The sequence below is a fragment of the Paenibacillus sp. F411 genome (genome assembly GCF_017582705.1).
Lineage (GTDB): Bacteria > Bacillota > Bacilli > Paenibacillales > Paenibacillaceae > Paenibacillus_AQ > Paenibacillus_AQ algicola.
The window spans coordinates 1-8,811 of record NZ_JAGFIP010000030.1; the positions used below are offsets into that span (position 1 = coordinate 1).

Sequence of the window (8,811 nt, forward strand, 5' to 3'; positions counted from 1 at the left end):
GTATGTAAGACCCCTTGAAGACCACGAGGTAGATAGGTTGGAGGTGGAAGTGCAGCAATGCATGGAGCTGACCAATACTAATCGGTCGAGGGCTTATCCTACAAGCTTTGCGAAGCAAAGCTAGCTACGAAAGCATCCGCAGAGCTTTGCGGAGTAAAGCTAGCTTCGGAAACATTACGCTAATGATCAATCTAACAACGCACATTCGTTTCGTATCTAGTTTTCAGGGAGTCAATCTCTGTAACTGCATAAGGTTATGATGGAGAGATACCCAAGTGGCTATAAGGGGACCCTCTGCTAAGGGGTTAGACTGCGTAAGCGGTGCGAGGGTTCGAATCCCTCTCTCTCCGCCATTCATATACCTGAATGCAAATATTAGTATGGCGGTGTAGCTCAGCTGGCTAGAGCGTACGGTTCATACCCGTGAGGTCGGGGGTTCGATCCCCTCCGCCGCTACCATACATACCTGGAGGCTTAGCTCAGCTGGGAGAGCATCTGCCTTACAAGCAGAGGGTCGGGGGTTCGATCCCCTCAGCCTCCACCATGTAATTTTTCATATGCCGGTGTAGCTCAATTGGTAGAGCAACTGACTTGTAATCAGTAGGTTGGGGGTTCAAGTCCTCTCGCCGGCACCATTATAAATGCGGAACTGTGGTGTAGAGGCCTAACATGCCTGCCTGTCACGCAGGAGACCGCGGGTTCGAATCCCGTCAGTTCCGCCATTTATATTTTTCACCTTAAATTTCATGTATGGCTCGGTAGCTCAGTCGGTAGAGCAGAGGACTGAAAATCCTCGTGTCGGCGGTTCGATTCCGTCCCGAGCCACCTTTTGTTTTTGGAGGATTAGCGAAGTGGCCAAACGCAGCAGACTGTAAATCTGTTCTCGTACGAGTTCGGTGGTTCGAATCCATCATCCTCCACCAGTTATATGAGCCATTAGCTCAGTTGGTAGAGCACCTGACTTTTAATCAGGGTGTCGAAGGTTCGAGTCCTTCATGGCTCATCCGAAAGTCGTCAATTTTAATTGACGGCTTTTTTGTATTTTATTAGGAAATCCATCATGTAAGCATTGTCGTTGATCGGATAGGATGTGCTACAATGATAAAAAACGACAAAGTGGTGGGAGTCATCATGGCGGAGATCAAACAAATCGTCCAGCTCTTAAAACAAGCATTAAATATAAGTGTAACCTCGAGACTCATATCGGATGAAGAAGTAAGTAAGTCTGAAAAGGTAGATCGCAACGGTTCACCGTATTTCTACCATAAAGCTGAAGATCAAATATGGATACCGCTGGAGCATGAGCAGACCAATCAGGTGCTGGCATTTCATGCCGAAGATGTGACAGATTCAGAAATTGTCTTAATCCAGCTTTGGCTGCATTCCTTAAGAAGCAAAGAAAACAACATGAACCCTAAAACAGGGTCCAAGCAAGAGGACGAGAGGCAACTCCGACAATTAGGTCAATGGGTTGTACAGAGCTTAGAGGCAGATCAGTTGAATGCGGACCTTCCAGAGAACTTCGGTTTAGATGGTGTATTGACGAAAGACATGATCCCCTTTCTCATCATTAATGAGAGTGATCATGCCATAGACATTCAATATAAGGTTCTGTCTAGACTGCTTCGCAGTTATTTTAATGGCGAGGTTGCACTGATTCCGCTGCACGAGGCAGAGTGGCTGATTCTTGCGAAGCAGGAGCTTCTACAGAGCATTAAGGATGATATGGATGATCTGTTGGATGAGAAGGGCCAGGAGCGAGGACATGAAGATGCACTCTACTCTTTTTGTGTGGGATTGCATGAGCTGATTTCTACCGAGTGGGTGGGTGATTTTTATGTCAGCAGTATTCCGGAAGCGGATGCCCTGCATGGCCTCCCTGATGCTGTGAACCTATTGAAGCAGACGATGCACTTGGGAAGAATTTTTCAGGTTAAGGAGCATATACATCTATCGGGCAGCCTGCACCTGGAACGATTGCTGTTTCACATTCCGCAGGAGCAGCGGGCGCTGTATCTTCAGCAGTATGCCGAAGGCTGTACAGAGTTGTTTCATGATCCGGAGACACTGTCTACCTTGGAGTCTTTTTTTGATCTGGACTGTAATGTTAGTGAAACAGCGAAGCATTTATATATCCACCGCAACACCCTCTTATACAGGCTGGACAAGATAAAACAGGAAACCGGACTGGACGTTCGCAGCTTTAATGACGCAGTATTGGTGAAGCTTACACTCCTATTGTACAAATTAACGAAAAGAGCCTAAAATTTTTGTGCAGATTGTGCATAGCCAGCAACCACGCGGTCATGTAATATAAAGATATTCAATGTATCCGATTTCATTTCATAATATGAACAAGGGGGCAATCAGCATGGCAGGTGTACGCTTAGAGCACATTTACAAAAAATATGCAGGTTCCGATAAGGCAACGGTAATTGACGTTAACCTTGATATTAAGGATAAAGAATTTTTGGTTCTGGTAGGTCCGTCCGGTTGTGGTAAATCCACTACACTGCGTATGATCGCAGGACTTGAAGAAATCTCCGAAGGTAAACTGTACATCGGCGATCGCGTTGTTAACGACGTAGCACCGAAAGACCGTGACATTGCGATGGTATTCCAATCCTACGCTTTGTACCCGCACATGAATGTGTATCAGAACATGGCCTTTGGCTTGAAGCTCCGTAAAGTAAAGAAGGATGAAATCGACAAGCGTGTACGTGAAGCAGCGAAGATTCTCGACATCGAGCATTTGCTGGACCGTAAACCGAAGGCACTCTCCGGTGGTCAGCGTCAGCGTGTGGCCTTGGGTCGTGCGATCGTCCGTGATCCGCAAGTGTTCCTGATGGACGAACCACTTTCCAACTTGGATGCGAAGCTGCGCGGTCAGATGCGTGCTGAGATTACAAAGCTGGTTAAGCGTCTTGAAACCACTTGTATCTATGTAACGCATGACCAGATCGAAGCGATGACGATGGGTGACCGGATCGTCGTTATGAAGGACGGAATCATCCAGCAGGCGGCTTCTCCGGAAGAGCTGTACAACCAGCCTGTAAATATGTTCGTAGCAGGCTTTATCGGTTCCCCGACAATGAACTTTATTACCGGTAAGCTTTCCGAACAGAACGGTGGCGTGTTCTTCACTTCCGAAGGCCTGAGCGTTCAGGTTCCTGGGGGTAAAGCACAGCTGCTGAAGAACAAATCCATGATCGGTAAGGAAGTAATCATGGGCGTTCGTCCGGAAGACATTCATGAAGAGCCAGTATTCCTGGAAGCTTCCCCGAACACTGTATTTAATGCCAAGGTTGACGTAACCGAGAACCTGGGTCACGAAATGCTCTTGTACCTGAGCGGACTGGGCAACGATACTGTAATCGGCCGTGTGGATGGACGTTCCACCACTCGTGAAGGCGACAATGTAAAGCTGGCAGTAGACATGAACAAAGTTCATCTCTTTGACAGAGAATCCGAATTGAACGTATTGCTGGCAGATTAAGATCCCAGCATATCTATAGAAACCGCCCTGCTGGGCGGTTTTTTTAATTTATAGAGACAGGCACGCTGGATTGCTTTCCTGCAGGTTCAGGTCCGAGCGATCCCGGCTGAGAACATTGCATTAGACACCTGATTCCTGTTAAGATGATCAAGAAGTATGACCTGGGAATCCATAGCAGGACGGGCTCGTGCGGTAGCAAGAGCAAGTACGCAAGCACGCAAGCACGACTGATTGCAAGAACACGAGCAGGAGCAAGGCATGTATAAGAGTAGGTCCGGGAGCAACATTACGTGCGGTAGCAAGAGCAGATACGCAAGCACGCCCGAGAGCAAGAATGAGAACCTAAGAGTTCACTTCATATAGCTACGAAAAGGGGTACGACCATGGCCAAGAAAGTACGGGTATCCGAGCTGGTGCAGCAATTCCAGCTGGAGGTTATTTCTGGTGAAGCGGGGCTGAAACGGCCGATCACAACCGACGACTTGAATCGTCCGGGACTGGAGATGGCCGGATATTTCGAATACCATCCCATCGAACGGGTTCAGCTTCTGGGACGGACAGAGCTGGCATTCTATGCCATGCTGGAGCCGGAGGAGCGCAAAGACCGTATGTCACGTTTATGTACGGATGAAACACCTTGTATTATTGTGACACGTTCCCTGGAGGTTCCGGAGGAGCTGATCGAGGTGAGCAATGCCAAGGGCATGCCGGTGCTTCGCAGCAGCATGGCGACCACCACGTTAACGAGCCGGATTACCGGTTTCTTAGAACGCAAGCTGGCACCGACGACAACGATTCATGGTGTATTATGTGACGTCTATGGCGTTGGCATGTTGATTACAGGATCCAGCGGGATCGGTAAAAGTGAGACGGCGCTGGAGCTTGTCAAGCGCGGACATCGCTTAATTGCCGATGATGCGGTGGAAATCCGGCAGACCTCGGACTACCAGCTTCACGGTACTGCACCGGAGCTGATCCGGCATCTTCTGGAAATTCGGGGCGTTGGCATTATTAACGTCATGACCTTGTTCGGTGCGGGTGCGGTACGCAATAACAAGCGGATTACACTTGTGGTTCGACTGGAAGCCTGGCAGCAGGATAAGCAATATGATCGTCTGGGTCTGGATGAGGAAACGACACGAATTATTGATACCGACATTCCCCTCGTTACCATACCCGTCCGACCAGGCCGAAACCTGGCGGTCATTATCGAGGTTGCGGCTATGAATTATCGCCTGAAGCAGATGGGTTTAAATGCGGCGCTGCAATTCACGAACAAATTAACGGCAACCATTGCCGAGGATATGGACGATATGGACTAGGGGGAATTGGGGATGTCTCTGCTCATCAATCCGATTGCATTTCAAATAGGCTCGCTGCCGGTGCATTGGTACGGAATTATTTTGGGTCTGGGCGCATTGGCAGGCTTACTGCTCGCGATCAGAGAAGGGAAGCGCTTCGGCATACCGCAGGAATTCTTCATGGACCTCCTGCTGCTCGGGGTACCGTCTGCAATTGTAGCGGCCCGAATTTATTATGTCGCCTTCAAATGGGAGGATTACAAGGATAATATTTGGGATGCCTTCAAAATTTGGGAGGGTGGTATTGCCATCTACGGCGCCCTGATCGGGGCTATTATTTGCGCTGTCATTTATGTTCGCAGACAGGGCTACTCCTTCTGGCGAATTGCCGATATTTGTGCACCATCGCTGTTAATCGGGCAAGCTATTGGCCGTTGGGGTAACTTTGTGAACCAGGAAGCCTATGGCGGACCGGTAGAAGAGTCTTTTTTACGAAACACACTGCACCTGCCTGATTTTATTGTCGATCAAATGAACGTAAAAGGCGTATTCCATCACCCTACGTTCCTTTATGAATCGCTGTGGAATTTCGTGGGCATCGCGCTGCTGCTGGTGCTTCGAAGACAAAAGTTTCTGCGTGCGGGCGAGCTGTTTATCAGCTATTTCATCTGGTATTCCATCGGACGCTTCTTTATTGAAGCGCTGCGTACTGACAGCTTGGCGTTTCAAGGCTCGGCGGGCCTGGCTTCCTTCCTGAATAGTCTGTGGAGCCCGATGACCTGGATGGGCTTTGAACAGGGCTATCTGGATCCTGTATACGGAAACGTTCGGATTTCCCAGCTGCTGGCTCTGCTGATTATTATCGCCGCCATTGCACTGATTGTGATCCGCCGGACTACGGGAAAAGCGAGCGCAAGATATATGGACCCGATTGTAAGCACCAAAAATGCCGGAGCACCTACGCCGGAAGCGGATCTGAACCGTTCCCGCCGCAAGGAGGAGCTCTCAGAACAGCGATCCACGTCAACGCCGGAGACGCAAAAGCCCCAAGCGCGGCAGACGGATTCTGTAGTGGACTCGCCAGACGATAAAGAAAAGTAAAAGCTCGCACAAGGAGTAACGTAAATGATTGAAACTGTACTTTTTGATCTGGATGGCACGATTATAGATACCAATGACTTGATTATTGCTTCATTTATGCATGTATTTCAGCGCAATCCCGATGGACCGCTGACACGAGAACAGATCATTCCCCACATGGGGACTACACTGGAGTATCAGCTTCAGACCTTCTCTGGCCTAGAGGACGTCGAGGAGCTGGTTCCCTTATACCGCGCGTACAATAAACAGCATCATGATCAAATGGTCAAAACCTTTCCCTACGTCAATGAAGTGGTGGAATGGATTCAAGGACAAGGCCTTCGCATGGGCGTCGTAACGACGAAGATCCGGCCGTCGACGCTGATGACGCTGGACAAATTCAAGCTGGCTCCCTACATGGATGCCGTGGTGACGGTCAATGATGTAGAGCATCCGAAGCCCCATCCGGAGCCGGTGCAAAAGGCGATCGAGCTTCTGGGTGCTAACCCGGCAACGACCCTGATGGTGGGCGACAGTGCGGTGGATATGCAGTCGGCCAAGGCGGCAGGAGCACTTGCAGCAGGGGTCGCCTGGTCATTGAAGGGGCCGGAAATGCTGCGGTCATGTGGAGCCGATTATATTTTGCAGGATATGCGTGATCTGTATCGCCTGCTAGAGCCGGGGCAAGAATAGCCTAAATGAATTTGAAGCACCAAGAGCCAGCAGTTCAGATCCAGCAAAAGAAATGGAGCCGTTAAGAATGGGCAGGAACGTAACACGCTATCCCGTAGAAGGCTATAATGCGCTTTGGCATATTTATCGAACCGTGAGCCCCTGGAAAGGGGTCAAAAACTTTATTTGTATTCAGTTGGCGCGCTACTGCCCGGTGCTTCCGCTCAAGAACTGGATTTACCGGCGCACGCTGGGAATGAGAGTAGGGAGTCATACGGCGTTTGGACTGATGGTGATGGTGGATGTATTCTTTCCCGAACGGATCACGATTGGCGAAAATTCAGTCATTGGATATAACAGCACCATCCTGGCTCATGAATACCTGATCAAGGAATATCGGCTGGGGGATGTGGTGATCGGGGACAATGTGCTGATCGGTGCCAATGTCACGATTCTGCCGGGCGTCACAATTGGAGACGGCGCTGTGGTAGCCGCGGGTGCTGTCGTGCATAAGGATGTAGCGCCGGGCGCTTTTGTCGGTGGAAATCCGCTTCGGGAGCTAAAGCCTTCTAAGCCAGAAGAAGAGAATGCATGAGTACGTTATCGCGATGAAGTTCCAATCTTTGTGGACTTGTAGTAAAATTAGTAAGGACGCAAAAGTAAATGTAAGCTAGTAGCTCCCACGAGATGCGCCGTGAGGGGCTTTTCTTTTTTTAAGAGAAGGTTTAGGGTTGGAAGAGTAGGTATAAGAGTGAATGGTTTAATGATTCATGTGCTGCAAATTTAAAAGGGAGTGAAAAGCAATGGAAGCCACCATCAACTCAAGGGAGAGGCTGCCGCAGCTGGACATCTACCGCGCCATGGCTATTTTAGGTGTATTGCATGTCCATGCCACCTCGTTTGCCACCGTCGAAGCTGTAGACTCCCGATTCTACTTTATGATCAATTTTATCAATATCTTTTTTAAGTACGGGACGCCTTCTTTTATTTTTTTGAGCAGCTTTGTGCTGTTCTACAATTATTATGACCGGCCGCTGACCAAAGGACTGATTCTTAACTTCTACAAAAGACGGCTGCTGTTCATCTTGCTTCCGTATTTGCTCATTTCGATCGGATATTTTGGAATACGGCTCTATCAAAATGGAATGCTCTCCGGTCCGCTGGACGGATCAGCATTATGGGCTGATTTCTGGCATCGGCTGATTACCGGTAAAAATTATACGCATTTATACTTTGTTTTTATCAGCTTGCAGTTCTATATTCTGTTTCCGCTGTTCCTGCTGCTGTTCAAATCCTCCAAATTTCTGGTGCGCTGGGCGGTCCCGATCGGATTGCTGCTGCAGTGGGGATTCATTCTCTGGAATAAGTACGATTTGAAGTTTGTGGATAAAGGCAGCCTTGCGATCTCTTATATGGCCTATTATGTACTGGGAGCGTACCTGGCGATCCATTATGATACCTTTAAGGCCTGGCTGAGCTCCAGCTGGAAAGATCAGACCCCGCGGCAGAGAAAGGGTACCTTCATCCTGTGGGTCGGCTGGCTGGCAATGGGGCTGTCGCATGTTCTGATCTGGTATGAGGCGCGCCTGTACAGCAATTGGCATGATTCGTTGTGGTATGAGGGACTGTGGAACATGCATACGATGTTCTCGGCGCTGGTGCTGATGCAGCTCACCAATTGGCTGTTTAACAGCGACTGGAGCATGATGAAATCTATGCTGATCCGGATTGGAGAGCTTTCTTTTGCCATCTATTTAGTGCATCCGCTCTGGCTCGCAATTTACAGATTGTATGATCTGAATCTGAATCCGGTCACGGATGATTATCTGATCTGGGTGTATGGGGGAATGGTTACGGCACTGGTGATCAGCGCAATTGTAGTGCAGACCATCATGAAATACATGCCGGGGGCCTGGATGCTGCTAGGCAGTGTGCCCAAATCCCTCAAGAGCAAGATGCCCTCTCCTCCAAAAGGAAATCCCAAACGGGACGTTCGCGCTGGAGGAAGGAGCCGATCGGTCGATTGGTAGCTGGTATAGCTGTCCGCGAGAAGCGCGGGCGGCTTTTTTGTGCTGGCGTGCCCAGCTAAGCACGCATTCTCTAGCCGGTGAAAATCCGGTCACAGGAGGGACCAAGCCCCTGTGTAGCTAGGATACCTGCGTATGGCGAAATCTGTGCGTAGAAGCGTATCGACATAAGTACCTGTCAGAGACAGGGCGAGCAACATACCAGGCTGTAACATAAAGTGAATCCTGCCGCGTC

General features: G+C 49.4%; 7 protein-coding genes, 8 tRNA genes and 1 rRNA gene. All 16 read left to right on the top strand.

Features of this window, described 5'->3' with window-relative positions:
* Positions 1 to 101, top strand: a 23S ribosomal RNA gene (locus JJQ72_RS19755); the annotation flags it as partial.
* 160 nt (positions 102 to 261) lie between these two features.
* A tRNA-Ser gene (locus JJQ72_RS19760) sits at positions 262 to 353 on the top strand.
* A gap of 29 nt (positions 354 to 382) precedes the next feature.
* Positions 383 to 459, top strand: a tRNA-Met gene (locus JJQ72_RS19765).
* Between the two features lie 9 nt (positions 460 to 468).
* Positions 469 to 544 (top strand) — tRNA-Val (locus tag JJQ72_RS19770).
* A gap of 15 nt (positions 545 to 559) precedes the next feature.
* Positions 560 to 635 (top strand) — tRNA-Thr (locus tag JJQ72_RS19775).
* A 10-nt stretch (positions 636 to 645) separates the two neighbouring features.
* Positions 646 to 722 (top strand) — tRNA-Asp (locus JJQ72_RS19780).
* A 30-nt stretch (positions 723 to 752) separates the two neighbouring features.
* Positions 753 to 825: transfer RNA gene (locus JJQ72_RS19785), tRNA-Phe, on the top strand.
* Between the two features lie 12 nt (positions 826 to 837).
* Positions 838 to 923: transfer RNA gene (locus tag JJQ72_RS19790), tRNA-Tyr, on the top strand.
* A 7-nt stretch (positions 924 to 930) separates the two neighbouring features.
* A tRNA-Lys gene (locus tag JJQ72_RS19795) sits at positions 931 to 1,003 on the top strand.
* A 95-nt stretch (positions 1,004 to 1,098) separates the two neighbouring features.
* Positions 1,099 to 2,265 (top strand): PucR family transcriptional regulator, encoded by a 1,167-nt coding sequence (locus JJQ72_RS19800; RefSeq protein WP_233281087.1) that lies wholly within the window; start codon positions 1,099 to 1,101, stop codon positions 2,263 to 2,265.
* Positions 2,266 to 2,371: 106 nt separating this feature from the next.
* A complete protein-coding gene (locus JJQ72_RS19805; protein ID WP_208204738.1) occupies positions 2,372 to 3,496 on the top strand; it encodes an ABC transporter ATP-binding protein in 1,125 nt (374 codons plus the stop codon).
* A gap of 383 nt (positions 3,497 to 3,879) precedes the next feature.
* Positions 3,880 to 4,818 (top strand): HPr(Ser) kinase/phosphatase, encoded by a 939-nt coding sequence (gene hprK / locus JJQ72_RS19810; RefSeq protein ID WP_138224002.1) that lies wholly within the window; start codon positions 3,880 to 3,882, stop codon positions 4,816 to 4,818.
* A gap of 12 nt (positions 4,819 to 4,830) precedes the next feature.
* The gene (gene lgt, locus JJQ72_RS19815; protein WP_208204739.1) at positions 4,831 to 5,898 is read left to right on the top strand and encodes a prolipoprotein diacylglyceryl transferase; all 1,068 of its coding nucleotides are present in this window, start codon (positions 4,831 to 4,833) and stop codon (positions 5,896 to 5,898) included.
* A 24-nt stretch (positions 5,899 to 5,922) separates the two neighbouring features.
* A complete protein-coding gene (ppaX, locus tag JJQ72_RS19820) occupies positions 5,923 to 6,570 on the top strand; it encodes a pyrophosphatase PpaX (RefSeq protein ID WP_138224004.1) in 648 nt (215 codons plus the stop codon).
* A gap of 67 nt (positions 6,571 to 6,637) precedes the next feature.
* On the top strand, positions 6,638 to 7,144 hold the full coding sequence (locus JJQ72_RS19825) for an acyltransferase (RefSeq protein WP_138224005.1): 507 nt from the start codon (positions 6,638 to 6,640) through the stop codon (positions 7,142 to 7,144).
* Between the two features lie 208 nt (positions 7,145 to 7,352).
* Entirely contained in the window at positions 7,353 to 8,579 is a 1,227-nt protein-coding gene (locus JJQ72_RS19830; protein ID WP_208204740.1) for an acyltransferase, read from the top strand.
* The last annotated feature ends 232 nt before the right edge of the window (positions 8,580 to 8,811 follow it).

Coding starts and splice junctions, on each gene's coding strand:
- JJQ72_RS19800 (WP_233281087.1), top strand. CDS start 1,099: ATGATAAAAAACGACAAAGTGGTGGGAGTCATCATGGCGGAGATCAAA.
- JJQ72_RS19805 (WP_208204738.1), top strand. CDS start 2,372: ATGGCAGGTGTACGCTTAGAGCACATTTACAAAAAATATGCAGGTTCC.
- hprK (WP_138224002.1), top strand. CDS start 3,880: ATGGCCAAGAAAGTACGGGTATCCGAGCTGGTGCAGCAATTCCAGCTG.
- lgt (WP_208204739.1), top strand. CDS start 4,831: ATGTCTCTGCTCATCAATCCGATTGCATTTCAAATAGGCTCGCTGCCG.
- ppaX (WP_138224004.1), top strand. CDS start 5,923: ATGATTGAAACTGTACTTTTTGATCTGGATGGCACGATTATAGATACC.
- JJQ72_RS19825 (WP_138224005.1), top strand. CDS start 6,638: ATGGGCAGGAACGTAACACGCTATCCCGTAGAAGGCTATAATGCGCTT.
- JJQ72_RS19830 (WP_208204740.1), top strand. CDS start 7,353: ATGGAAGCCACCATCAACTCAAGGGAGAGGCTGCCGCAGCTGGACATC.